We start from the raw sequence: 23,861 nt of genomic DNA on the forward strand, positions 1-23,861 counted from the left end.
TCCGTTTGTCAGTGGGCGACCGGGCAGGTACCGGGGGCACCGGAGACCGACGCCTTACCGGCACCGGTGTAGTCGACCTGCCAGTGCTTGATGCCGTTCAGCCAACCCGACTTCAGGCGCTCGGGCGCACCGATGGGCTTCAGATCCGGCATGTTGTCGGCGATGGCGTTGAAGATGAGGTTGATGGTCATCCGCGCGAGGTTCGCGCCGATGCAGTAGTGGGCACCGGTGCCGCCGAAGCCCACGTGCGGGTTGGGGCTGCGCAGGATGTTGAAGGTGTGCGGATCCTCGAACACCTCCTCGTCGAAGTTGGCCGAGCGGTAGGACATCACCACACGCTGGCCCTTCTTGATCTGCACGCCACCGAGCTCGACGTCCTCCAGCGCGGTGCGCTGGAACGCCGACACCGGGGTGGCCCAGCGGACGATCTCGTCGGCCGCGGTCTCGGGGCGCTCCTTCTTGTACAGCTCCCACTGATCCGGGTTCTGCGAGAACGCGATCATGCCGTGGGTGATCGAGTTGCGGGTGGTCTCGTTGCCTGCCACCGCGAGCATCACGACGAAGAAGCCGAACTCGTCGTCGGTGAGCTTCTCCCCGTCGATGTCGGCCTCGATGAGCTTGGTGACGATGTCCTCGGTGGGGTTCACGGCGCGCTCTTCGGCCATCTTCATGGCGTAGGAGATCAGCTCGAACGACGACATGGCCGGATCGACGTCGGCGTACTCAGGATCCTCGCCCGCGGTCATCTCGTTGGACCAGCGGAACAGCTTGTCGCGGTCGTCCTGCGGCACACCGAGCAGTTCGGCGATGGCCTGCAGCGGCAGCTCGCACGAGACCTGCTCGACGAAGTCACCCGCACCCTGCGCGGCCGCGGTCTGGGCGATCTTCTGGGCACGCGAGCGCAGCTCGTCTTCGAGCCGGCCGATCGCGCGCGGCGTGAAACCACGCGAGATGATCTTGCGCAGGCGCGTGTGCTGGGGCGCGTCCATGTTGAGCAGCACCGCACGTTGCAGGTCGACGGCTTCGCGGGTCATGTCCTGCGGCCACACCGGGATGGCGCCGTCAGGCGAGCTGCCGAAGACGTCGCTGCGCCTCGACACCTCCTTGACGTCGGCGTGCTTGGTGACCAACCAGTACCCCTTGTCCCCGAAGCCTCCGGTGCCACCGGGGACGTCGACCCAATGGATGGGTTCGGATTTCCGCAGCTCGGCCAGCTCTTCGACCGGCAGGCGCTCGAGGTTCAGGGTCGCGTCGAGGAAGTCGAAATCGGAAGGGATGTTCGGCGTGGGCATAGGTGTGCGCTCCTCAAAATGCAACGTGTTCTAGGGCCAGTAAAACATGACCTCGTAGCTAATAAAAGGCGCGGTCACATCGTCGCTTGTCAAGCTACTGAAACGTGTTCTAGCCTGGCGGACATGGGTAATCCTGTCATCGTCGAAGCCACCCGTAGCCCGATCGGAAAACGCAACGGGTGGTTGTCCGGTCTGCACGCCACGGAACTGCTGGGTGCGGTGCAGAAGGCGCTGGTGGAGAAGGCCGGCATCGACCCCGGATCCGTCGAGCAGATCATCGGTGGCTGCGTCACCCAGTACGGCGAGCAGTCCAACAACATCACCCGCGTGGGGTGGCTGACCGCGGGATTGCCCGAGCACGTCGGCGCCACCACCATCGACTGCCAGTGTGGCAGCGCGCAGCAGGCCAACCATCTGGTGGCCGGCCTGATCGCGACGGGTGCGATCGACATCGGCATCGCGTGCGGTATCGAGGCCATGAGCCGCGTGGGCCTGGGCGCCAACGCGGGCCCGGACCGGTCGCTGATCCGCGCGTCGTCGTGGGACATCGACATGCCCAACCAGTTCGAGGCAGCCGAGCGGATCGCCCAGCGCCGCGGCATCACGCGGGCCGACGTCGACGCCCTCGGCCTGGCGTCGCAGCGCAAGGCCAAGCAGGCCTGGGACGAAGGCCGGTTCGACCGCGAGATCTCCCCCATCTCGGCCCCGGTGCTCGACGAGAACAAGCAGCCCACCTCGGAATGGGCTCCCGTCACGCGCGACCAGGGTCTGCGTGACACCACACCCGAAGCGCTGGCGTCGCTCAAGCCCGTGCTGGACGGCGGCATCCACACCGCGGGAACGTCGTCGCAGATCTCCGACGGCGCGGCCGCGGTGCTCTGGATGGACGAGGACAAGGCCAAGGCGCTCGGCCTCAAGCCGCGGGCGCGCATCGTCGCGCAGGCCAACGTCGGCGCCGAGACCTACTACCACCTCGACGGCCCGGTGCAGTCCACCGCGCGGGTGCTGGAGAAGGCTGGCATGAAGCTCGGCGACATCGACCTCGTCGAGATCAACGAGGCCTTCGCGTCGGTCGTGCTGTCGTGGGCACAGGTGCACAATGCCGACATGGACAAGGTGAACGTCAACGGCGGCGCGATCGCGCTGGGCCACCCGGTCGGATCGACCGGCGCCCGCCTGATCACCACGGCACTGCACGAACTGGAGCGCACCGGCAAGGGCACCGCGCTCATCACGATGTGCGCCGGCGGGGCGCTGTCCACGGGCACCATCATCGAGCGCATCTGACCGTGGGCCTTCCTGACGCCGACCGCATCGCCGCGGCGCGCGCGTACATCCGGGCGCTGGCCAGCCATCGCGCCGACGATGTTCCGTTCGCGCCGGGATGCCAACGTATCGAGTTCGGCGTCAAGACCGGGTTCTCGGGAGATCACCTGCGGCGCAGCCTCAACGGTGGCCCGCAGTACCGCGTCATCGAATCGGTGAGCGAGCCGGAGTTCACGGTCTCCGGCGACGAGGTGCGCGCGAAGTTCGAGCTGAGGACCAAACCGTCGATCGCCGGGCGCAAGGTCGGTGCCCGCGTCGACGAGGTGTTCTTGATCCCGGCCTCGGATGACACCGCCCAGATCCACCACATCCGCGCGAAAGTCCGTCCGTTCATCACACGTTAGGGTTCGCATGGCCGACACTTCCCGTCCCCTCAACGCCAAACAGCTCGAACGTCTCAACGCCAAATCGACCGGCACACTCATCAAGTGGATGTCGCGGTTCCAGACGTTCCTGTTCAAGACCACCAACGGGAAGCTGGGCAACAAGTTCCTGCGCGGCACGGAGGTCGGCATCCTGACCACCATCGGGCGCAAGTCCGGTGAGCCTCGCGACACCCCCTTGCTGTTCCTGCAGGAGGGCCGTCGCATCGTGCTGGTCGCATCGCAGGGTGGGCGGGCCACCAACCCGATGTGGTACCTGAACCTCAAGGCCAACCCCAAGGTCACGTTCCAGACCAAGAGCGAGAAGCTGGCCCTGGTCGCGCGGGAGGCCACCGACGCCGAGCGCGACGAGTACTGGCCCAAGCTCGACGCCATGTACCCCGACTTCGCGAACTACCGGTCCTACACCGACCGCAAGATCCCGATCGTCATCTGCGACCCCGCTTAGTTCTTCTACCGCGAGCAGACGCAAAACTGCCGCTTTTCGCGTGAAAAGCGGCAGTTTTGTGTCTGTTCGGCAGAAAATCAGGCGCCGTACACCGGGACCGCGGGGCGGGCTTTGGCCAGCAGATCGGCGACGACGGGTCCGAGTTCGGCCGGATCCCAGCGCGCGCCCTTGTCGATCTCGGGGCCGTGCGCCCAACCCTCGGCGATGCGGATCTTGCCGCCCTCGACCTCGAACATCTTGCCGGTGACGTCGCGGGCCTCGGCGCTGCCCAGCCACACCACGATCGGCGAAATGTTCTCGGGCGCCATGGCGTCGAATTCCTGGTCTTGCGTGGCCATCATGTCGGCGAACACGGTCTCGGTCATGCGGGTGCGCGCCGACGGCGCGATGGCGTTGACGGTGACGCCGTAGCGCCCCATCTCGGCGGCGGCGACGAGCGTCAGCGCCGCGATACCCGCCTTGGCCGCGCTGTAATTCGCCTGGCCGACACTGCCCTGAAGTCCCGCACCGGAACTCGTGTTGATGATGCGCGCGTCCACGGTCTCGCCTGCCTTGGACTTGGCGCGCCAGTACGCCGCGGCGTGCTTCATGGTGGCGAAGTGGCCCTTGAGGTGCACGGCGACGACGGCGTCGAACTCCTCCTCGCTGGTGTTGGCGAACATCCGGTCGCGCACGATGCCGGCGTTGTTGACCAGGACGTCCAGACCGCCGAACGTGTCGACCGCGGTCTGGACGAGCGACTCGGCCTGTGCCCAGTCGGCGACGTTGGAGCCGTTGGCGACGGCTTCCCCACCGGCCGCGACGATTTCGTCGACCACGGTCTGCGCGGCGCTGCCACCGCTCGCGGGCGATCCGTCGAGGCCCACGCCGATGTCGTTGACCACCACGCGTGCGCCTTCAGCGGCGAACGCGAGCGCGTGTGCGCGTCCGATGCCGCCACCGGCGCCGGTGACGATCACCACCCGGCCGTCGAGCAATCCCATGTGCTTTTTCTCCTTCTATTTGAGTTCGGCGGTCGTCGTCGCCAGGTAGTGCGGCGGTTCGCCGCCGCCGTGCACCTCCAACGACGCGCCGCTGATGTAGGACGCCGCATCCGAGGCCAGAAACGCTGCGGCCCAGCCGATATCGGCAGGTTTGGCGAGACGCCCCAGCGGCACGTTCTTCGAGATGGCCGCGATCGAATCGGCGTCGCCGTAGAACAGCTCGGACTGCTCGGTCTCGACCATGCCCACCACCACCGAATTCACCCGCACCTTCGGCGCCCATTCGACGGCCAGGGTCTCGGTGAGATTGTCGACGCCGGCCTTGGCGGCGCCGTAGGCCGCCGTGCCCGGCGTGGGCCGCCGGCCGCTGACGCTGGAGATGTTGACGATCACTCCGCCGGTGTCCTGGTTCTGCATGACCGCGTTGGCGTGCTGCGAAACCGACAGCGGACCAAGCAGATTGAGCTCGATGATCTTGCTGCTGAACCGTGCCGAGGCCTCTGAGGCGGGCACGTAGGGCGACCCGCCCGCATTGTTGACCACCACGTCGATGCGACCGTGCTTCTCGACGATCGCGGTGATCAGCGCGGCCACGGACTCGTCGTCACGCACATCGCAGCTGTGGAACTCGTACGGCAGTCCTTCGACCGGGCGGCGGGCGCACGTCACGACGGTGGCACCCTGACCAGCGAAGACGGCGCTGATCCCAGCGCCAACCCCTCGGACTCCGCCGGTCACCAGGACCACCTTGCCGGTCAAACCCAGATTGATCGCGCCGGCTTCTGGCATATCGGTCACTGTGCTAGCGTACCAAGCAAGTGCTTGCTTAGGTAGCCGACCAGGAACGATCAGGAATCCGATGACGATCACATCCACCACCGTCGAACCGGGCATCGTCTCGGTCACCGTGAACTACCCGCCGGTCAACGCCGTTCCGTCGCGTGGCTGGTTCGAACTCGCAGACGCGATCACCGCAGCGGGCCGCGACCCGCAGACGCACGTGGTGATCCTGCGCGCCGAGGGCCGCGGCTTCAACGCCGGCGTCGACATCAAGGAGATGCAGAACACCGAGGGCTTCACCGCACTCATCGACGCCAACCGCGGCTGCTTCGCGGCCTTCAAGGCGGTCTACGAATGCGAGGTGCCGGTGGTCACCGCGGTCAACGGCTTCTGCGTCGGCGGCGGCATCGGACTGGTCGGCAACTCCGACGTGATCGTCGCGTCCGACGACGCCAAATTCGGTCTGCCCGAGGTTGAACGCGGTGCCCTGGGTGCTGCCACGCACCTCTCGCGTCTGGTACCGCAGCACATGATGCGACGTCTGTTCTTCACCGCGGCCACGGTCGACGCCGCGACGCTGCACCACTTCGGGTCTGTACACGAGGTCGTCCCGCGCGAGGACCTCGACGAGGCCGCGTTGCGCGTGGCCCGCGACATCGCCACCAAGGACACCCGCGTGATTCGCGCGGCCAAGGAAGCGCTCAACTTCATCGACGTGCAGCGCGTCAACGCCAGCTACCGCATGGAACAGGGCTTCACGTTCGAACTGAACCTGTCCGGCGTCTCCGACGAACACCGCGATGCGTTCGCCGGGACCGAGAAGAGGGCCAAATGACCGACAAGAGGACAACTTTGGACGACGCCGTCTCGTCTATCGAGAGCGGCATGACCATCGGCATCGGCGGCTGGGGTTCGCGCCGCAAGCCCATGGCCTTCGTACGCGCGCTGCTGCGCACCGACGTCACCGACCTGACCGTCGTCACCTACGGCGGCCCGGACCTCGGACTGCTGTGCTCGGCAGGCAAGGTCAAGCGGGTCTACTACGGCTTCGTCTCACTGGATTCCCCGCCGTTCTACGACCCGTGGTTCGCCAAGGCCCGCACCAGCGGTGCGATCGAGGCCCGCGAGATGGACGAGGGCATGCTGCGCTGCGGTCTGCAGGCCGCCGCCCAGCGGTTGCCGTTCCTGCCGATCCGCGCCGGCCTGGGCAGCGACGTGCGTAGCTTCTGGGGCAACGAACTCAAGACGGTGAAATCGCCCTACCCGACGGGCGATGGCTACGAGGAGCTCATCGCCATGCCCGCGCTGAACCTGGACGCGGCGTTCGTGCACATGAATCTCGGTGACGCCAAGGGCAATGCCGCGTACACCGGCATCGACCCGTACTTCGACGACCTGTTCCTGATGGCCGCGCAGAAGCGGTTCCTGTCCGTCGAGCGCGTGGTTCCCACCGACGAACTGGTCAAGGCCGTGCCGCCGCAGGCCCTGCTGATCAACCGCATGATGGTCGACACCGTGGTCGAGGCGCCCAACGGTGCCCACTTCACCACGGCCGAACCGGATTACCGTCGCGACGAGAAGTTCCAGCGTCACTACGCCGAGGCCGCGGGTTCCGAGGAGACGTGGGCCGAGTTCGTCAATACGTACCTGTCGGGCAGTGAGGCGGACTACCAGGCTGCGGTGCGCAAGTTCGCAGAGGCGCAGAAGGAGGCCAAGTGATGTCGGTGACCCGTGCAGAGGTGTGCGCCGTCGCGTGCGCCGAATTGTTCCGTGACGCAGGCGAGATCATGGTGAGCCCGATGACCACCATCGTGTCGATCGGGGCGCGCCTGGCCCGGCTGACGTTCTCCCCCGACATCCTGCTCACCGACGGGGAGGCCCGCCTGATCGCCGACACCCCGGCCATCGGCGCGCCCGCCGAGATCGAGGGCTGGATGCCGTTCGGGCGCGTGTTCGAGACCCTGTCGTGGGGCCGACGTCACGTGGTGATGGGGGCCAACCAGATCGATCGCTACGGCAACCAGAACCTCTCGGCGTTCGGCCCGCTGCAGCACCCGACGCGCCAGATGTTCGGCGTGCGGGGCGCACCGGGCAACACGATCAACCACGCCACCAGTTACTGGGTGGGCAACCACTCCAAGCGCGTGTTCGGCGAGTCCGTCGACGTGGTCTCCGGAATCGGCTGGGACAAGGTCGATCCCGATAACCCGGCGTACCGGTTCGTCAACATCTACCGCGTCGTGACCAACCTCGGTGTGTTCGACTTCAACGGGCCCGACCACCAGATGCGCGCGGTGTCGCTGCATCCCGGCATCGAGGCCGATCAGGTCGCCGACAACACCTCGTTCGAGGTGCACGGGCTCGACACCGCCGAGACGACGCGGCTGCCCAGCGAGGACGAGCTCAAGCTGCTGCGCGAGGTGATCGATCCGAAGTCGCTGCGCGACAAGGAAGTCAAGCTGTGAGCAGGCTCAAGACCCCGCTGACCGAGCTGGTCGGCATCGAGCATCCCGTCGTCCAGACCGGTATGGGCTGGGTCGCCGGGGCGCGACTGGTGTCCGCGACCTCCAACGCGGGCGGCCTCGGCATCCTGGCGTCGGCGACCATGACACTCGACGAGCTCAAGACGGCCGTCGCCAAGGTGAAGGCCGCCACCGACAAACCCTTCGGCATCAACATCCGTGCCGACGCCGGCGACGCCAACGAACGCGTCGACCTCCTGATCAGCGAAGGAGTCAAAGTCGCCTCCTTCGCCCTGGCTCCCAAACCGGATCTGATCGCCAAGCTCAAAGAAGCAGGCGTGGTGGTCATTCCGTCCGTCGGGCTGGCCAAGCACGCCAAGAAAGTTGCGAGCTGGGGCGCCGATGCGGTGATCGTGCAGGGCGGTGAGGGCGGTGGGCACACCGGCCCCATCGCCACCACGCTGCTGCTGCCGTCGGTCCTCGACGCCGTCGCCGACACCGGGATGCCGGTGATCGCCGCGGGCGGTTTCTTCGACGGGCGTGGTCTGGCCGCGGCGCTGTCCTACGGCGCGGCGGGGGTGGCCATGGGCACCCGTTTCCTGTTGACCTCGGATTCCACCGTGCCCGACGCGGTCAAGCAGCGGTATCTGCAGGCCGCGCTCGACGGCACGGTCGTCTCGACCCGTGTGGACGGTATGCCGCACCGGGTGCTGCGCACGGGTCTGGTGGAGAAGCTGGAGAGTGGTTCGCGGGTGCGCGGTTTCGCCGCCGCGGTGGGCAACGCGCAGAAGTTCAAGAAGATGTCGGGCATGACGTGGCGGTCGATGATCAAAGACGGCCTCGCGATGCGTCACGGCAAGGAACTCACGTGGTCGCAGGTGGTGATGGCGGCCAACACCCCGATGCTGCTCAAAGCCGGTCTGGTCGAGGGCAACACCGACGCGGGTGTGCTGGCATCCGGGCAGGTCACGGGCATCATCGACGATCTGCCGTCGTGCGCCGAGCTGGTTCCTGCGATCGTCGCCGACGCCGTGGAGCACCTGAATAAAGCGTCATCCTTCATCCAGGAGAAATGAAGTATATGTCTTAACTCTGCCATGATGAAGCTATAGTATTCACATGGCAGAGCAAGGTTCACTGCGCGCCACCCTCATCGGGGACGTCGTCGGATCGCGTAGCGCGACCGACCGGCGCGCGCTGCACCGCGACCTCAACGCCGCACTCGCCGCCGTGGCCGGCCACGCGATCGACCCACCCGCCTTCACCGTCGGCGACGAATTCCAGGGCAGCTACCGCCGCGTCGGCGACGCGCTCACAGCAGCCTGGGCCATCCGCTTGGCGGTCGCCCCCGGGATCGACGTGCGGTTCGGCATCGGTTGGGGCGCGGTGAGCGTGCTCGACGAGGCCACGGGCATCCAGGACGGTCCGGGGTGGTGGGCTGCCAGGGAGGCGATCGAGTGGACCGCCGAGGCACAACGCCAGCCCGGCCTGGCGCTGGTCCGCATCACCTACCGCAGATCCGCCGACACGGGCCCGGCCCCCGAGGCCGTCAACGCGGCCCTGATGTGTCGGGACCACATGTTTGGATCACTCGATGAACGGTCCATCCGCATCCTGAGGGGTCTCATGTCCAACCAGCCGAAGAAGGATCTCGCCGCCGCCGAGCAGATCAGCGCGTCGGCGGTGTCCCAGCGCGCCGGTCGCGACGGCCTGGACCTCATCGTGCTTGCGTCGCAGTATCTTTCGGAGATCACATGAGCATGCTGGCGATGTTCCTCATCGCCATCGGTCTCGGTGACGTGATGCGGCGGTTCATCGGCACCCGATGGGTTCCGCCGGTGCTCGCGGTCGTGGTTCTCGTGGTGGGCTCGCTGCTCGCCGGACTGTGGCACCTCGGCGACCTGCCGTTGCTCGTCATCGCGTCGGTCGCGGTGGTCGGCTGGAACGTGGCGTGCGAGCGCACCGAGGTCACCGGCACACGTCAGGGCATACCGCTGGTGATCATCGGCGGGGCGGTGACGGCCCTGATCTTGTTGTCGGGCTGGGCATCCGACGTCGGCGGCGCAGTGGGGCGCTGGGTGGCGTGGGCCGAGCTGCCCGAGAGCGTGTCGGCCGGGCGGGTGCTCATGGTGCTCGGCGTCATGCTCGTGCAGCTCACCACGGCCAACCACGTCGTGCGCCTGGTGCTCGGATCGGTCGGCGCGGTGAAGCCCGCGGGTCAGCCGCAGGCGTCCGATCGGCTCAAGGGTGGCCGGCTGCTCGGCCCGATGGAGCGCCTGCTGATCGTCGGGCTCGGCCTGGCGGGTCAGCTCACCATGGCCTCGGCCGTCGTCGCCGCCAAGAGCGTCATCCGCTTCCCCGAGATCAACGCGACGCGCAACCACGACGAGCAAGACACGGACCACGTCGGCATCGACGAGGTCGTCGAGTACTTCCTCGTCGGCTCGTTCGCCAGCTGGATCTTCGCGTTCGCGAGCCTGGCCCTCGTCGCCGCAGCGTGACCGGACGTCACGTGGAGTACCAGTCGGGCAACTCTTGCGGGCGCAGATCGGTGTCGTCGCGCGGCCGGGTGAGCGTGAGCAGGGCACGCACGATCGTCGGTCGGCGCTGCAACATGTCGGCCACGGCGTTGAGCCGCGCCGCGACATCGGACTCGACCGCGTCCCCGGTCAGGTCGACCGCAGCGACGACGTAGATCCGATCCGCGCCGACCCACTCGGTGTGCAGATAGCTGATCCGCTCGATGTCGGGATGGTCGCGTAGGTCTTGCAGGATGATGTTGCGCGCCAGCGGTGTCACGGCCTCACCGGTGAGGAAATCCATGTTGCGTTCGATCAGGAACAGCGCCACGCACCCGAGAAGCACGCCGACCAGGATCGAGCCGACGGCATCCCACACGGCGTCCCCGGTGATCTGGTGAGCGAGGATGCCCGCGGCGGCGATGACGATGCCGATCAGCGCCGAGAGATCCTCGACGAACACGGCCCGCAGCATCGGGTTCGACGTGAGACGGATGTAACGCAGCGGGCTGATGCGCCGACGTACGGCGCCGGGTCTGGTCTGGCGCAACGCCTGTAGGAACGACGTACCTTCCAGGACGAACGCGATCGCCAGCACGGTGTAGGCCCATTTGTAGGACGTCGGCTCGGCTTCCCCGCCCAACGACTGGATGCCGTGCCAGATCGACACCACCGCGCCCACCGTGAACAAACCGAAGGCCGCGAACATCGACCAGATGTATCCGGTGCGCCCGTACCCCAGGCGGTGTTCGTCGTCGGCAGGCTTCGCCGACATCCGGGTTCCGATCAGCAGGAAAACCTCATTGCCCGTATCGGCCCACGAATGCGCGGCTTCGGCGAGCATCGACGCCGATCCCGTCACGGCTGCGACGACGCTCTTGGCGAGCGCGATGAGAGCGTTGGCCACGAGGGCCACCAGCACCGTCAGAAAGCTTTCATCACGCGCCGGTTCGCGGCCCTGAGCCATACCTCCACACTCACCCTTCGCGTCGGCAGACGCAAAACTGCCTGATCCCAGGGGAAATCAGGCAGTTTTGCGTCTGCTCGCGAAGGAACTAGAGGCGCTCGATGATGGTGACGTTCGCGGTGCCGCCACCCTCGCACATGGTCTGCAGGCCGTAGCGGCCGCCGGTGCGCTCGAGGGTGTTGAGCATGGTGGCGAACAGCTTGGCACCGGTCGCGCCGAGCGGGTGACCGAGCGCGATCGCGCCGCCGTTGGGGTTGACCTTCTCCGGATCGGCCTTGAGGTCCTTGATCCAGGCGAGGACGACGGGCGCGAACGCCTCGTTGATCTCGACGGTGTCGATGTCGTCGATCGACAGGCCGGTCTTCTTGAGCGCGTACTCCGTCGCGGGGATCGGGCCCGTGAGCATCATGACCGGATCGGCGCCGCGGGCGCTGATGTGGTGGATGCGGGCGCGCGGCTTGAGGTTGTGCTCCTTGACGGCCTGCTCGGAGGCCAGCAGCACCGCGCTTGCGCCGTCGGAGATCTGGCTGGCGAGCGCCGCGGTGAGACGGCCACCCTCGACGAGCGGCTGCAGTGCGGCCATCTTCTCCAGCGTGGTCTCGCGCGGCCCCTCGTCGACACCGAAGTCACCGACCGGCACGATCTCGTTGTCGAAGTGCCCGGCACGGATTGCCGCGAACGCACGCTGATGGCTGGACAGCGCGAACTGCTCCATCTCCTCGCGGGAGATGTCCCAGCGCTCGGCGATGAGTTCCGAACCGCGGAACTGCGAGATCTCCTGATCGCCGTAGCGGTGCCGCCAGTACTCGGATTCGGCTGTGGGCGTGCTGAATCCGAGTTCCTTGCCGACGATCATGGCCGACGAGATGGGCACCCAGCTCATGTTCTGCATGCCACCGGCGAGGATGATGTCCGCGGTGCCCGACATGATCGCCTGCGCACCAAAGGAAATGGCCTGCTGGCTGGAGCCGCACTGCCGGTCGACGGTGACGCCGGGGACCTCTTCGGGGTAGCCCGCGGCCAGCCACGCGTTGCGGCCGATGTTGCCCGCCTGCCCACCGATGGCGTCGACACAGCCGACGATGACGTCGTCGACCGCACCCGGATCCACGTCGACGCGATCGAAGATGCTGCGGAACACGTGCACGCCGAGATCGATCGGATGCACTTGAGCCAGCGACCCGTTCTTCTTTCCGACGGGGGTGCGTACGGCATCGATGATGTACGCCTCAGGCATGTTTATCTCCTTGTGACTGCGTGATTCCGCCGAGAACGATGGCGAGGTACTGCTGGCCGACCTGTTCGGCCGAAAGGGGCCCGCCCGGTTTGTACCAGCGAACCGAAACCCATGTGGTGTCCCGGATGAACCGGTAGACCAGGTCGACATCGAGGTCGGGACGGAACGAGCCGTCGGCGACGCCCTCCTGCAAGATGTCGACCCACATCTTGCGCTGCTCTTTGTTGCGCGTCTCGACGAAGTCGAACTGCGGCAGGTCCGAGAGCCGCTTGGCCTCGTCCTGGTAGATGACCACCTGGGCATGCCGGTGCTCGATGGCCTCGAACGACGCCATGAACAGGCCCGTCAGCTTCTCCAGCGGGCTGGTCGCGGTGTCGAGGATCTGCTGGTAGCGGCCGAACAGCCAGTCCAGGAAGTCCCGCAGGACCTCTTCGACCATCTGCTCTTTGGACTTGAAATGGTGGTACAGGCTGCCCGAGAGAATGCCTGCGGAGTCGGCGATGTCGCGGACCGTCGTGGCCTTGAGGCCGCGGTCGGCGAACATGGTGGCGGCGAGCTGCAGCAGCTCATCGCGTCTGCTAGCCGGCTGGCTGGGCGTATCCGGCGCCATTGACCCAGCATACCAACCAAGCACTTGCTAGGTCACGTCGGGCGGGAGATGCCACCACGCGCCGAGATCGCATCCAGGGACAAAAAATCGCCGGGACGTGTCCCTCAGTGCAGTCTCGGCGTCGCACGCACTACCCTCGCGAGGTGAGACCCAGTACCTCACCCCACCTCACAGGTAGCCTGCTCGACAACGGGAGCGCACCCGATGACGAGACGCTGGAGTAGCCCGTGAGCAGTGTCCCTTTCATCGCCGCCCTCGGCGGGTTGGCCGCTATGGCCTTGGCTCCGCGCCGCGACGTACGAGTTGGACGCACAGTGTTTTGGGCCGGTGGGTTACTGACGTGCGTTTCGGCGTACTTCATCGCGGACCCGCAGGGCGTGCAAGCCGGATTCGGCGCATCGGCACTTGTTCTCGCGGTAGTTCTTTTCGTTGCGTATGTGCACACGCCGTTCCTGAACATTCGCCGACGCCGCATCTCCTTCTACAGTGAGGAGAGCGGACCTTACGGCGGCTATGTCACGGTCGCAAAGTCCTGGTGGCGCTTGGTCGGAACTGTCGCGGTTCTCGCCATTGGCGCAGTGTCGTTCGCCCTCAGCACTGGTGCCGTATGGCCGAGCGGTGTCGCAGCATTCGTCGTCATCACGATCGGCTCGATCTTCGGCTACCGCGACAGCGTGTCAGGCAACGCGGTCTCGGGCGGCCAGCGACTTCAGTTCGTCCTCGTCACAGTTTTCACGCTCGGCGTTTTCGCGGTTTCCTACCTCGCCGTTTACCACGGAAGTCGCGTCTGGCTTTCCGATCAGCGATCGTACGGCCGTCACACGAGGGACTGACCTGGCCAAGCCACGTCGGGCGGGAGACTTCGCGCGCCGAGATTGCATCCAGGGACAAAAAATCGCCCGGACGTGTCCCTCAGTGCAATCTCGGCGCGTCAAACGACAGCGGCACAGCCTGCAGATCAGGCCCGCTGGCTGGACACCGAGACGACCTCTCCGGTCATGTAACTGGAGTAGTCACTCGCGAGGAAGGCGATGGTCGCCGCGACTTCCCACGGTTCGGCCGCGCGGCCGAACGCCTCGTCACTGGCCAGGCGGTCCAGCAGTTCCGAGGACGACGTCTTCTCCAGGAACTTGTGCCGCGCGATGCTCGGCGACACGGCGTTGATGCGTACGCCGAACTCGACGGCCTCGATCGCGCTGCAGCGCGTCAGGGCCATGACACCGGCTTTCGCGGCCGCGTAGTGCGACTGCGAATGCTGTGCGCGCCAACCCAGCACGCTCGCGTTGTTGACGATGACACCGCCGTGGTCGACGCCGCGGAAGTACCGCAACGCGGCCCGCGTGGCGCGCATGACCGAGGTGAGCGTGACGTTGAGGACGCGGTCCCACTCCTCGTCTGTCATGTCGACGACGGGTGTCTGCCCGCCCAGGCCGGCGTTGTTGACCAGCACATCCAGCCGTCCGGCCTTCTCGACGGTCTGGGTGATCAGCGCATCGACGGCCTCGGTGGAGGTCACGTCACACACGACGGCTTCGACACGTCCCAGGCCCAGGTCGGCCAGCTGATCGCGGGTCTCCCCCAGCCTGCGCTCGTGGTAGTCGGAGATCACCACGTCGGCACCCTCGAGCAGCGCACGCCGCGCGGTGGTCGAGCCGATGCCGGTACCGGCGGCGGCGGTCACCAGGACCACCTTGCCCTTCAGAAGACCGTGCCCGTCAATCTCTTTCGGGGCCTCCGACAGATTCATCCCTTGACCTCTCGGGGTAGGCCGAGCACGCGCTCGGCGATGATGTTGCGCTGAATCTCGTTGGACCCGCCGTAGATGGTGTCCGCGCGGGAGAACAGGTAGAGCCGCTGCCACTCGTCGAACTCGCCGTTCTCGAGCGTGAGCCCGGCCATGCCCTGCACGTCCATGGCGATCTCGCCGAGTTCTCGATGCCAGTTGGCCCACAACAGCTTCGACACGTTGTCCTGCCCGGGCTGTTCCACATCCATGGTGGCCAGCGCATACGACCGCATGGCCTGCAGCCCGGTCCAGGATTGCACCAGCCGCTCGCGGATCAGCGGATCGTCGGCCGCGCCGGTGCGCTTGGCCAATTCGACCAGGTTGGAATGCTCGCGGGCATAACGGATCTGCTGCCCGAGCGTGGACACGCCGCGCTCGAAGGTCAGCGTGCCCATCGCGACGCGCCAGCCGTCACCGGGCTGACCCACCACGAGGCCCGCCTCGGTGCGCGCGTCGTCGAAGAACACCTCGTTGAACTCGGAATCGCCGGTGAGCTGGTTGATGGGCCGGATCTCGACGCCGGGCTGATCGAGCGGCACCAACAGATAGGACAACCCCGCGTGACGCTTGGAGCCCTTCTCGGTGCGGGCCACCACAAAGCACCACTGCGCCCAGTGCGCGAGCGACGTCCACACCTTCTGGCCGTTGATCACCCAGTACTGATTCCCCGTCGCTCCGCTCGCCTCAGCGTCGCCGACCAGCTCGGCCGTGGTCGACACGTTCGCCAGATCACTGCCCGCGTTGGGCTCGGAGTAACCCTGGCACCACAGCTCGGTGACGTCGAGGATCTTCGGGAGGAAGCGTTTCTGCTGCTCGGGGGTGCCGTACTCGATCAGCGTGGGACCGAGCAGCTCCTCACCGAAGTGGTTGACCTTGTCCGGCGCGTTGGCGCGGGCGTACTCCTCATAGAACGCGACGCGGTGCGCAACCGAAAGCCCGCGGCCCCCGTGCTCGACGGGCCAGCCGAGGCAGGTCAGACCTGCCGCCGCCAGATGCTGATTCCACGCACGACGTTCCTCGAATGCCTCATGCTCCCGCCCGGGGCCGCCGAGTCCTTTGAGCGCGGCGAAATCGCCGACGAGATTGTCTGCGAGCCACTGCCGGACCTCGGCCCGGAACTCCTGGACCTCTATCACCCTTGTAGGCTAACCTACCAAGCACTTGCTTTGTTAGAGGAGCACCTGATGACGAGCGCCGTTGGTCACGCGTGCAGCGACCGGGGGGTCAGAACCGTTCCAGCGGTGCTGGACCGGATCGCTGCGCAGTTCCCCGACCACGACGCCGTGGTCTGCCCCGATCGTCGGTTGACCTATGCGCAGTTGCGCGACGAGGTCCGCCGCGCGGCCGCGGCGATGATCACCCTGGGCGTCGAACCCGGCGATCGGATCGCCATCTGGTCGCCGAACACCTGGCACTGGGTGGTGGCGAGCCTGGCCACGCACTATGCCGGCGGCGTCGTCGTCCCGCTGAACACGCGCTACACCGCGAGCGAGGCCACCGACATCCTCCTACGCACGGGCGCGCCATTGTTGATCGCGTCCGGCAAGTTCCTGGGCGCCGACAAGACAGCCGATCTGGACCGCGCCACGCTGCCCGCGCTGCGGCACATCGTGCGTGTGCCGATCGACGAAAACGACGGCACCTGGGACGAATTCATCGCGCGTGCCGACGACGCGACGCTGGCCGAGGTCGACGCCCGCGCTGCCGCGGTGTCGCCCGACGACGTCTCCGACATCCTGTTCACCTCCGGCACCACGGGCCGCAGCAAGGGTGTGCGCTGTGCGCACCGGCAGTCGCTCGACGGTTCGGCGGCGTGGGCCGAATGCGGCCAGGTCAGCAGCACCGACCGCTACCTGTGCATCAACCCGTTCTTCCACAACTTCGGGTACAAGGCCGGGATCCTGGCATGCCTGCAGACCGGCGCGACTCTCTACCCGATGCTGACGTTCGACCCCGAGCAGACGATGAAAGCGGTTGCCGAGCACAAGATCACGGTGCTGCCGGGCCCGCCGACCATCTACCAGACACTGCTCGACCACCCGCGCCGCGGCGACTACGACCTGAGTTCGTTGCGGTTCGCGGTGACCGGCGCTGCCGTGGTTCCTGTGGTGCTCATCGAGCGCATGCAGTCCGAACTCGACATCGACATCGTGCTCACCGCCTACGGGCTGACCGAGGCCGCCGGGTTCGGCACGATGTGCCGCCCCGACGACGACGCGGTCACCGTCGCCACCACGTGCGGCCGGCCGATCGCCGATTTCGAACTGCGCCTCGATGATTCGGGCGAGGTGCTTTTGCGCGGGCCCAACGTGATGCTCGGTTACCTCGACGACGAGGCGGCCACAGCCGCGGCGATCGACGCCGACGGGTGGCTGCACACCGGTGACATCGGCAAGCTCGACGCCGCGGGCAACCTCACCATCACCGATCGGCTCAAGGACATGTACATCTGCGGCGGGTTCAACGTGTACCCCGCCGAGATCGAGCAGGTCCTCGCGCGCCTGGACGGTGTGGCCGAGTCCGCGGTGATCGGTGTGCCCGACGAACGCCTCGGCGAGGTGGGCAAGGCGTTCGTCGTCGCCAAACCCGGCGCACAATTGGACCAGGCCACCGTGATCGCCTATGCCCGTGAGCATCTGGCGAACTTCAAGGTGCCACGATCGGTCGAGTTCCTGGACGCGCTGCCACGCAATCCGGGTGGGAAAGTGGTCAAGCCGGCCCTACGGGAGAAGGTGTGATGGACCTGAAGTTCGACGAGGAGACCGAGGCCTTTCGGGCCGAGGTCCGCGAATTCCTCGCCGCCAACCGGGAGAATTTCCCGACGAAGTCGTACGACACCAAGGAAGGTTTCGAACAGCACCGCCGCTGGGACAAGGTGCTTTTCGACGCGGGCCTGTCGGTGATCGCGTGGCCGAAGAAATACGGCGGCCGCGACGCGACGCTGCTGCAATGGGTGGTGTTCGAGGAGGAGTACTTCCGCGCCGGCGCCCCCGGCCGCGCCAGCGCCAACGGCACCTCGATGCTCGCGCCGACGCTGTTCGCCCACGGCACCGAGGAACAACTCGACCGTGTGCTTCCGAAAATGGCCAGTGGCGAGGAGATCTGGGCCCAGGCCTGGTCGGAACCCGAATCCGGTAGCGACCTTGCGTCGCTGCGGTCGACGGCCACCAAGACCGACGGCGGCTGGCTGCTCAACGGGCAGAAGATCTGGAGCTCGCGTGCGGTGTTCGGCGAGCGCGGCTTCGGGTTGTTCCGGTCTGATCCCGAGGCGCAGCGCCACAAGGGCCTGACCTACTTCATGTTCGACCTCAAGGCCGAAGGCGTCACGGTGCGGCCGATCGCGCAGCTCGGCGGCGACACCGGGTTCGGCGAGATCTTCTTCGACGACGTGTTCGTGCCCGACAACGACGTGATCGGCGGGGTGCACGACGGCTGGCGGGCCGCGATGAGCACGTCAAGCAACGAGCGCGGCATGTCGCTGCGCAGCCCGGCGCGCTTCCTGGCCCCGGCCGAGCGCCTGGTCGAACGGTGGAAAGAAAACCCCGATCCGGCGTTCACCGATCGGGTCGCGGACGCGTGGATCAAGGCCCAGGCCTATCGGCTGCACACGTTCGGGACCGTCACGCGGCTGGCGAACGGTGGTGAGCTGGGCGCCGAATCGTCGGTGACCAAGGTGTTCTGGTCGGATCTCGACGTGGCGCTGCACCAGACCGCGCTGGACCTGGCGGGTGCCGACGGCGAGCTGGTGGGCAACTGGACCGACGGTCTGCTGTTCGCGCTGGGTGGTCCGATCTACGCGGGCACCAACGAGATCCAGCGCAACATCATCGCCGAACGGCTGCTTGGCCTGCCGCGCGAATCTGCGGGAAAGAGCAAATGAACTTCGAAACCGACGAACAGCAGCGGGATTTCGCCGCGAGCATCGACGCCGCGCTCGGCGCCGCCGACGTGCCCGCCGCGGTCCGCGCGTGGGGTGAGGGTGACACCGCGCCGGGCCGCAAGGTCTGGGCACAGCTGACCGATCTCGGGGTGACCGCGCTGCTGGTCCCCGAGAAGTTCGACGGCATCGAGGCCCACCCGACCGATCTGGTGGTCGCGCTCGAGCGGCTCGGCTACTGGGGTGTGCCCGGACCGGTCACCGAATCCATCGCCGTCGCGCCCATTCTCCTGGCCGACGACGAGCGCTGCGGTGCGCTGGCCTCGGGTGAGCTGATCGCCACGGTGGCGCTGCCGCCGCAGGTGCCTCGCGCCGTCGACGCCGACACCGCGGGCCTGATCCTTCTGGCGCAGGACGGGCAGGTGCACGACGGCAGCGCGGGAGCAAGCCACGAATCCGTCGACCCCACGCGCAAGCTGTTCGACGTCGCGGCGTCCGGCGACGCCCGTACTGCCGACACCGCCACGGCCTACGAGTTCGGCGTGCTGGCCACGGCCGCCCAGTTGGTGGGTGCCGGTCAGGCGATGCTCGACCAGGCCGTCGAATATGCCAAGCAGCGCACGCAATTCGGCCGCGTCATCGGGTCCTACCAGGCCATCAAGCACAAGCTGGCCGATGTCCACATCGCCGTCGAATTGGCCCGCCCGCTGGTGTACGGCGCGGCGCTGTCGCTGGCCGACGGCTCATCTGACACCGCCCGCGACGTGAGCGCAGCCAAGGTGGCTGCCGCGGACGCGGCGCTACTGGCCGCCAGGTCGGCCCTGCAAACCCACGGCGCGATCGGGTTCACGCAGGAACACGACCTGTCGTTGTTGTTGCTGCGGGTGCAGGCTTTGCGCCCGGCTTGGGGGGATCCGGCGCTACACCGCCGCAGAGTACTGGAGGGCCTGTCGTGAGTGAAGAACGCGAACTACTACGCGAGACCGTCGCCGCGTTGGTGGAGAAACACGCATCGCCGGAGGCGGTGCGTGCGGCGATGGAATCCGAGCTGGGCTATGACCCTAACCTGTGGCGCCTGTTGTGCGAGCAGGTCGGCGCCGCAGCGCTGGTGATCCCCGAGGAGTTCGGCGGCGCCGGCGGCGAACTGGCCGATGCCGCAGTGGTTCTGGAAGAGCTGGGCAAGGCCCTGGTGCCGACGCCGCTGCTGGGCACCACGCTCGCCGAGATCGCGCTGCTGTCCGTGGGACGCACCGAACCGCTCGAAGAGCTCGCCGAGGGCGCCAAGATCGGGACCGTGGTGTTCAACCCCGAGTTCGTGATCAACGGCGACATCGCAGACATCATGATCGCCGCCGATGGTGAAACCCTCACGCAGTGGGACACTTTCACCGCGCAGCCCAAGCCCACCATGGACATGACGCGTCGTCTCGCGTCGGTGATTCCCGGCGCGACCACGACGCTCGGTGACGACCAGGGCCTTGCAGACACCGCGGCGCTGCTCATGGCCGCCGAGCAGATCGGTGCGGCGTCGCGATGCCTGGACCTGACCGTCGCCTACAGCAAGGACCGTGTGCAGTTCGGCAGGCCGATCGGCAGCTTCCAGGCGCTCAAGCACCGCATGGCAGACCTGTACGTCAAGGTCGCCTCGGCACGCGCCGTCGTGCACGATTCCATCGCGACCCCGTCATCGACGTCGGCCGCGCTGGCACGTTACTTCGCCAGCGAGGCACTGTCGGCGGTGACCTCGGAGGCCGTCCAGATCCACGGCGGTATCGCGATCACGTGGGAACACGACATTCAGCTGTACTTCAAGCGTGCCCACGGCAGCGCCCAGCTGCTCGGCCCGCCGCGTGAGCAGCTGCGCCGGCTCGAAGCCGAGGTGTTCTGAAGTCCACGTGATCTAGCGTGGGTGAGATGAACGACCGCGTCGCACTTCGGGCAGGGGTTCCACCGTTCTACGTGATGGACGTGTGGCAGGCCGCGGCCGAACGCCAGCGCACCCACGGTGACCTGGTCAATCTGTCCGCGGGCCAGCCGAGTGCGGGAGCCCCTGCCCCGGTGCGCGACGCGGCCGCCGCAGCACTCGGCCGCAACCAGCTCGGCTACACCGTCGCACTGGGCATCCCCGAGTTGCGGGAGCAGATCGCGCAGACCTACCACACCCGTCACGACATCGACGTCGGTGTCGACGACGTCGTGTTGACCACGGGATCATCGGGCGGGTTCCTGCTGACGTTCCTGGCGTGTTTCGACGTGGGTGACCGCGTGGCGATCACGAGCCCCGGCTACCCCTGCTACCGCAACATCCTGTCCGCGCTGGGGTGTGAGGTCGTGGAGATCCCGTGCGGCCCCGAGACCCGGTTCCAGCCGACCGCCGCGATGCTGGAGGCGCTCGATCCCCCGGTGCAGGGGGTGATCGTCGCAAGCCCGGCCAACCCCACGGGCACCGTGATCGCACCCGAGGAACTGGCGGCCATCGCGCGGTGGTGCGACGCGTCGGGGGCGCGCCTGGTCAGTGACGAGATCTACCACGGCCTGGTGTACGAGGGCGCCCCGGAGACCACATGCGCATGGGAGACGTCGCGAAATGCCGTGGTGGTCAACAGCTTCTCGAAGTACTTCGCGATGACGGGCTGGCGACTGGGCTGGCTGCTGGTGCCGGAGAAGCTGCGTCGCGCGGTCGACTGCCTGACCGGCAACTTCACGATCTGCCCGCCCGCGCTGGCGCAGTACGCGGCGCTGGCCGCGTTCACGCCCGAGTCACTGGCCGAGGCCGAGGGTCTGCTGACGCACTACGCCGAGAACCGCCACCTGCTGCTCAACGGTCTGCGCGGCCTGGGCATCGACAAGTTGGCCCCCACCGACGGTGCGTTCTACGTGTACGCCGACGTCAGCAAGTACACCGACAACTCGCTGCAGTTCTGCGAGAAGTTGTTGAACGACACAGGAGTTGCCATCGCACCGGGTATCGACTTCGACACCGTGCGAGGCAACTCCTATGTCCGGCTGTCGTTCGCGGGCCCGACGCACGACATCGAGGAGGCGCTGCGGCGCATCGGGCCCTGGCTCGGCTAGTTACCGGCTTAAAGTCCTGTGGCCGAACGTCTCCGGCGCGAGATCGCGTCCACACCCGCGGCCAGCAGCAGCACGCCACCGGTGACCAGGAAGTTGATGTAGGACGACTGGTTGAGCAGGCCCAGCCCGTTGGCGATGGTCGCGACCACCACGCCACCGATCACCGCGTCGAGGGCGCGGCCCTTACCGCCGAACAGGCTGGTGCCACCGATCACGGCCGCGCCCACCGCGTACAGCAGCGTGTTGCCCGCGCCCGAGGATGCCGACACCTTGCCCGCGTACGACGCCGCGATGATTCCGCTCAGTGCCGCGAGCGACGAGCACGCGATGAACGCCGTAACCCTGATGCGGTCCACCGAGATACCCGCGCGGCGCGCGGCCTCGGCGTTGCCGCCGACGGCGTAGATGTGCCTGCCGTACGCCGTGCGGCGCAGCAGCACCGTCATTCCGATGAGCAACAGCAGGATCAGCGGCAGCACATAAGGGATGCCGCGGATCTCCACGCGAGGATTCACGCTGCGGTTGACGCTGAGCACGAACGTCACACCGAGAACCACGACGGCCACGGCGATCGCGCGGGCGACCACCACACCGAGCGGCGAATGCGTCAGCTGCAGGGCCTTCTTGCGTCGGTAGTTGTAGATCTCCAGGCCCGCGAACGCGAGCACCACCACCAGCGCGATCGTCCAGCCCACGGCCACAGGAAGATTCGCGATCGTGAGCCCGCGGATCACCGGGTTGTCGACGCGGACCGAACCGCCCTCACCGATGAGTTTGAGCGTCACGCCCTGCAACCCGAGGAAGAACGCCAGGGTGACGACGAACGACGGGATACCGAGTTTGGCGCGCAGCACGCCGATGATCAGGCCGATCACGGCGCCACAGGCGATGGCGACCAGCACCGCGGCCCACCACGGCCAGCCCAGGTTCACCACGGCCAGCGCCATCGCACACGCCGCCACACCGCCTGCCACACCGGCGGACAAATCGATGTCGCCGAGCAGCAGGACGAACACCAGACCCATCGCGAGCACACAGATGGATCCGGCCTGGGTGATGAGGTTGGCCAGGTTCAGCGCCGACAGGAAGCGGTCGTTGGCCAGGCCGAACACGACGAACAGCACGACCAGACCAAGGACGGCGGGCAGCGAGCCCATGTCGCCGCCCCGCACGCGCTGGGCGTAGCTGCGGACCGCGTCGCCGAACGTCTGATCGGACCTGGTGTCGCCGGCGAAGCCGCCGGCGTCGGGTTGTTCACTGGCAGTTGGTTTCTCAGATGGTGCCTGAATGCTCATCTCGCGGTCTTTCGAATTCGTATCGGTGTTCACAACCGCTCTCACATCGACTCGGCGGCCTCGGCGGGCGCGAGACCGAGATTGCCCGAACGGCCCGCGGTGATCAGTTCGACCACCTGACCGTGCGTCACGTCGGCCGCGGGTACGTCGGCGGCGACGCGGCCGAGGTACAGCGCGCAGATGCGGTCGGCGACGTCGAAGACGTCGTTCATGTTGTGCGAGATCAGCACAACGCCGAGGCCCTGGCCGGCGAGGCGGCGGACGAGGTCGATCACCTGACGTGTCTGTGCGACGCCGAGTGCCGCCGTCGGCTCGTCGAGCAGGACCACCTTGGAGTTCCACAGCACGGACTTGGCGATGGCCACCGTCTGGCGCTGCCCGCCGGACAGGCTCGACACCGGCTGGCGCACGGAGTTCACCGTGCGCACCGACAGCGATTTCAGCGCATCGCGCGCCATGGTCTCCATGCGCGCCTCGTCGAGCATGCCGCGGACTTTGATCTCCCGTCCGAGGAACATGTTCTCGACGATGTCGAGGTTGTCGCACAACGCGAGGTCCTGATACACCACCTCGATGCCGAGCGCCGAGACGTCGTTGGGCGTACGCACCGTCACCGGTTTGCCCTCGAACAGGTAGGTGCCCGAATCGATGGGGTGGATGCCCGCGATCGCCTTCACCAGCGTCGACTTACCGGCGCCGTTATCGCCGACGAGCGCGGTCACCTGCCCCGGATATACCCGGAAGTCCACGTCGTGGAGAACGTGTACGACACCGAAACTCTTGTTGACGCGTTGTAATTCGAGAATCGGCTCTGGCGTCAT

25 protein-coding genes are annotated in these 23,861 nt (G+C 66.9%); 15 read left to right on the plus strand and 10 right to left on the minus strand.

Annotation, left to right across the window (positions count from 1 at the left end):
* Positions 1-8: 8 nt before the first annotated feature.
* Positions 9-1,292 (minus strand): cytochrome P450, encoded by a 1,284-nt coding sequence (locus AT701_RS29315; RefSeq protein ID WP_058127101.1) that lies wholly within the window; start codon positions 1,290-1,292, stop codon positions 9-11.
* Positions 1,293-1,415: 123 nt separating this feature from the next.
* On the opposite strand from AT701_RS29315, the gene AT701_RS29320 reads away from it, so the two are divergent.
* The 3 genes from AT701_RS29320 to AT701_RS29330 are packed head-to-tail and all read left to right on the plus strand — an operon-like array spanning position 1,416 to position 3,449.
* Positions 1,416-2,579, plus strand: a complete 1,164-nt coding sequence (locus AT701_RS29320) for a steroid 3-ketoacyl-CoA thiolase (protein WP_011730961.1) — start codon at positions 1,416-1,418, stop codon at positions 2,577-2,579.
* 2 nt (positions 2,580-2,581) lie between these two features.
* Positions 2,582-2,962, plus strand: a complete 381-nt coding sequence (locus tag AT701_RS29325) for a DUF8021 domain-containing protein (RefSeq protein ID WP_011730962.1) — start codon at positions 2,582-2,584, stop codon at positions 2,960-2,962.
* A 7-nt stretch (positions 2,963-2,969) separates the two neighbouring features.
* Positions 2,970-3,449 carry a nitroreductase family deazaflavin-dependent oxidoreductase gene (locus tag AT701_RS29330; RefSeq protein WP_058127102.1) on the plus strand — a complete coding sequence of 160 codons (480 nt, stop codon included), beginning with the start codon at positions 2,970-2,972 and terminating at the stop codon, positions 3,447-3,449.
* Between the two features lie 77 nt (positions 3,450-3,526).
* On the opposite strand, the gene AT701_RS29335 is transcribed toward AT701_RS29330, so the two are convergent.
* Together AT701_RS29335 and AT701_RS29340 are read right to left on the minus strand one after the other, a co-directional pair.
* On the minus strand, positions 3,527-4,432 hold the full coding sequence (locus AT701_RS29335) for an SDR family oxidoreductase (protein WP_011730964.1): 906 nt from the start codon (positions 4,430-4,432) through the stop codon (positions 3,527-3,529).
* Positions 4,433-4,447: 15 nt separating this feature from the next.
* Entirely contained in the window at positions 4,448-5,221 is a 774-nt protein-coding gene (locus tag AT701_RS29340) for an SDR family oxidoreductase (RefSeq protein ID WP_036462498.1), read from the minus strand.
* Between the two features lie 70 nt (positions 5,222-5,291).
* On the opposite strand from AT701_RS29340, the gene echA20 reads away from it, so the two are divergent.
* The 6 genes from echA20 to AT701_RS29370 are packed head-to-tail and all read left to right on the plus strand — an operon-like array spanning position 5,292 to position 10,175.
* A complete protein-coding gene (gene echA20, locus AT701_RS29345; protein WP_003897402.1) occupies positions 5,292-6,047 on the plus strand; it encodes a (7aS)-7a-methyl-1,5-dioxo-2,3,5,6,7,7a-hexahydro-1H-indene-carboxyl-CoA hydrolase in 756 nt (251 codons plus the stop codon).
* Positions 6,044-6,931 (plus strand): cholesterol ring-cleaving hydrolase subunit IpdA, encoded by an 888-nt coding sequence (ipdA, locus tag AT701_RS29350; RefSeq protein ID WP_058127103.1) that lies wholly within the window; start codon positions 6,044-6,046, stop codon positions 6,929-6,931. The genes echA20 and ipdA overlap by 4 nt, the downstream gene beginning before the upstream one ends.
* On the plus strand, positions 6,928-7,677 hold the full coding sequence (ipdB, locus tag AT701_RS29355) for a cholesterol ring-cleaving hydrolase subunit IpdB (protein ID WP_011730967.1): 750 nt from the start codon (positions 6,928-6,930) through the stop codon (positions 7,675-7,677). Before ipdA ends, ipdB begins: the two co-directional genes overlap by 4 nt.
* Complete coding sequence (ipdC, locus tag AT701_RS29360; protein ID WP_058127104.1) at positions 7,674-8,750, plus strand: (3aS,4S,5R,7aS)-5-hydroxy-7a-methyl-1-oxo-octahydro-1H-indene-4-carboxyl-CoA dehydrogenase; 1,077 nt, start codon at positions 7,674-7,676, stop codon at positions 8,748-8,750. Before ipdB ends, ipdC begins: the two co-directional genes overlap by 4 nt.
* Positions 8,751-8,793: 43 nt before the next feature.
* Positions 8,794-9,432: a SatD family protein gene (locus AT701_RS29365; RefSeq protein ID WP_058127105.1), complete on the plus strand. Its 639-nt coding sequence runs from the start codon at positions 8,794-8,796 to the stop codon at positions 9,430-9,432.
* Positions 9,429-10,175, plus strand: a complete 747-nt coding sequence (locus tag AT701_RS29370; RefSeq protein ID WP_058127106.1) for a hypothetical protein — start codon at positions 9,429-9,431, stop codon at positions 10,173-10,175. The genes AT701_RS29365 and AT701_RS29370 overlap by 4 nt, the downstream gene beginning before the upstream one ends.
* A gap of 7 nt (positions 10,176-10,182) precedes the next feature.
* Here the strand turns inward: AT701_RS29370 and AT701_RS29375 are convergent, their stop codons facing one another.
* The 3 genes from AT701_RS29375 to kstR2 all read right to left on the minus strand — a co-directional run bounded on the left by AT701_RS29375 (position 10,183) and on the right by kstR2 (position 13,007).
* Complete coding sequence (locus AT701_RS29375; RefSeq protein ID WP_058127107.1) at positions 10,183-11,160, minus strand: cation diffusion facilitator family transporter; 978 nt, start codon at positions 11,158-11,160, stop codon at positions 10,183-10,185.
* A gap of 88 nt (positions 11,161-11,248) precedes the next feature.
* Entirely contained in the window at positions 11,249-12,397 is a 1,149-nt protein-coding gene (gene fadA6 / locus AT701_RS29380; protein WP_003897409.1) for a steroid 3-ketoacyl-CoA thiolase FadA6, read from the minus strand.
* Positions 12,390-13,007, minus strand: a complete 618-nt coding sequence (kstR2, locus tag AT701_RS29385; protein WP_003897410.1) for a TetR family transcriptional regulator KstR2 — start codon at positions 13,005-13,007, stop codon at positions 12,390-12,392. The genes fadA6 and kstR2 overlap by 8 nt, the downstream gene beginning before the upstream one ends.
* A 227-nt stretch (positions 13,008-13,234) precedes the next feature.
* Here kstR2 and AT701_RS29390 point away from each other — a divergent pair, with 227 nt between their 5' ends.
* Positions 13,235-13,840, plus strand: a complete 606-nt coding sequence (locus AT701_RS29390) for a hypothetical protein (protein WP_223495845.1) — start codon at positions 13,235-13,237, stop codon at positions 13,838-13,840.
* 125 nt (positions 13,841-13,965) lie between these two features.
* Here the strand turns inward: AT701_RS29390 and ipdF are convergent, their stop codons facing one another.
* Both ipdF and ipdE1 read right to left on the minus strand, forming a co-directional pair.
* Positions 13,966-14,754: a (5R,7aS)-5-hydroxy-7a-methyl-1-oxo-2,3,5,6,7,7a-hexahydro-1H-indene-carboxyl-CoA reductase gene (gene ipdF / locus AT701_RS29395; RefSeq protein WP_011730972.1), complete on the minus strand. Its 789-nt coding sequence runs from the start codon at positions 14,752-14,754 to the stop codon at positions 13,966-13,968.
* Complete coding sequence (gene ipdE1 / locus AT701_RS29400) at positions 14,751-15,929, minus strand: acyl-CoA dehydrogenase IpdE1 (RefSeq protein ID WP_003897413.1); 1,179 nt, start codon at positions 15,927-15,929, stop codon at positions 14,751-14,753. Before ipdE1 ends, ipdF begins: the two co-directional genes overlap by 4 nt.
* Positions 15,930-15,977: 48 nt before the next feature.
* On the opposite strand from ipdE1, the gene fadD3 reads away from it, so the two are divergent.
* The 5 genes from fadD3 to AT701_RS29425 are packed head-to-tail and all read left to right on the plus strand — an operon-like array spanning position 15,978 to position 21,745.
* Positions 15,978-17,531, plus strand: coding sequence for a 3-((3aS,4S,7aS)-7a-methyl-1,5-dioxo-octahydro-1H-inden-4-yl)propanoate--CoA ligase FadD3 (gene fadD3, locus AT701_RS29405; RefSeq protein WP_014878526.1), 1,554 nt, complete (start codon positions 15,978-15,980; stop codon positions 17,529-17,531).
* Entirely contained in the window at positions 17,531-18,673 is a 1,143-nt protein-coding gene (locus AT701_RS29410; RefSeq protein WP_058127108.1) for an acyl-CoA dehydrogenase family protein, read from the plus strand. The genes fadD3 and AT701_RS29410 overlap by 1 nt, the downstream gene beginning before the upstream one ends.
* Positions 18,670-19,626: an acyl-CoA dehydrogenase family protein gene (locus AT701_RS29415; RefSeq protein WP_058127109.1), complete on the plus strand. Its 957-nt coding sequence runs from the start codon at positions 18,670-18,672 to the stop codon at positions 19,624-19,626. Before AT701_RS29410 ends, AT701_RS29415 begins: the two co-directional genes overlap by 4 nt.
* Positions 19,623-20,558 (plus strand): acyl-CoA dehydrogenase IpdE2, encoded by a 936-nt coding sequence (gene ipdE2, locus AT701_RS29420; RefSeq protein ID WP_011730975.1) that lies wholly within the window; start codon positions 19,623-19,625, stop codon positions 20,556-20,558. Before AT701_RS29415 ends, ipdE2 begins: the two co-directional genes overlap by 4 nt.
* 26 nt (positions 20,559-20,584) lie before the next feature.
* Positions 20,585-21,745, plus strand: a complete 1,161-nt coding sequence (locus AT701_RS29425; RefSeq protein WP_014878528.1) for an aminotransferase class I/II-fold pyridoxal phosphate-dependent enzyme — start codon at positions 20,585-20,587, stop codon at positions 21,743-21,745.
* Positions 21,746-21,753: 8 nt separating this feature from the next.
* Here AT701_RS29425 and AT701_RS29430 read toward each other — a convergent pair whose 3' ends face one another.
* Together AT701_RS29430 and AT701_RS29435 are read right to left on the minus strand one after the other, a co-directional pair.
* Positions 21,754-23,040 carry a sugar ABC transporter permease gene (locus AT701_RS29430; protein ID WP_014878529.1) on the minus strand — a complete coding sequence of 429 codons (1,287 nt, stop codon included), beginning with the start codon at positions 23,038-23,040 and terminating at the stop codon, positions 21,754-21,756.
* A gap of 41 nt (positions 23,041-23,081) precedes the next feature.
* A complete protein-coding gene (locus AT701_RS29435) occupies positions 23,082-23,861 on the minus strand; it encodes an ATP-binding cassette domain-containing protein (protein WP_003897420.1) in 780 nt (259 codons plus the stop codon).

Source organism: Mycolicibacterium smegmatis, assembly GCF_001457595.1.
Taxonomy (GTDB): Bacteria; Actinomycetota; Actinomycetes; order Mycobacteriales; family Mycobacteriaceae; genus Mycobacterium; species Mycobacterium smegmatis.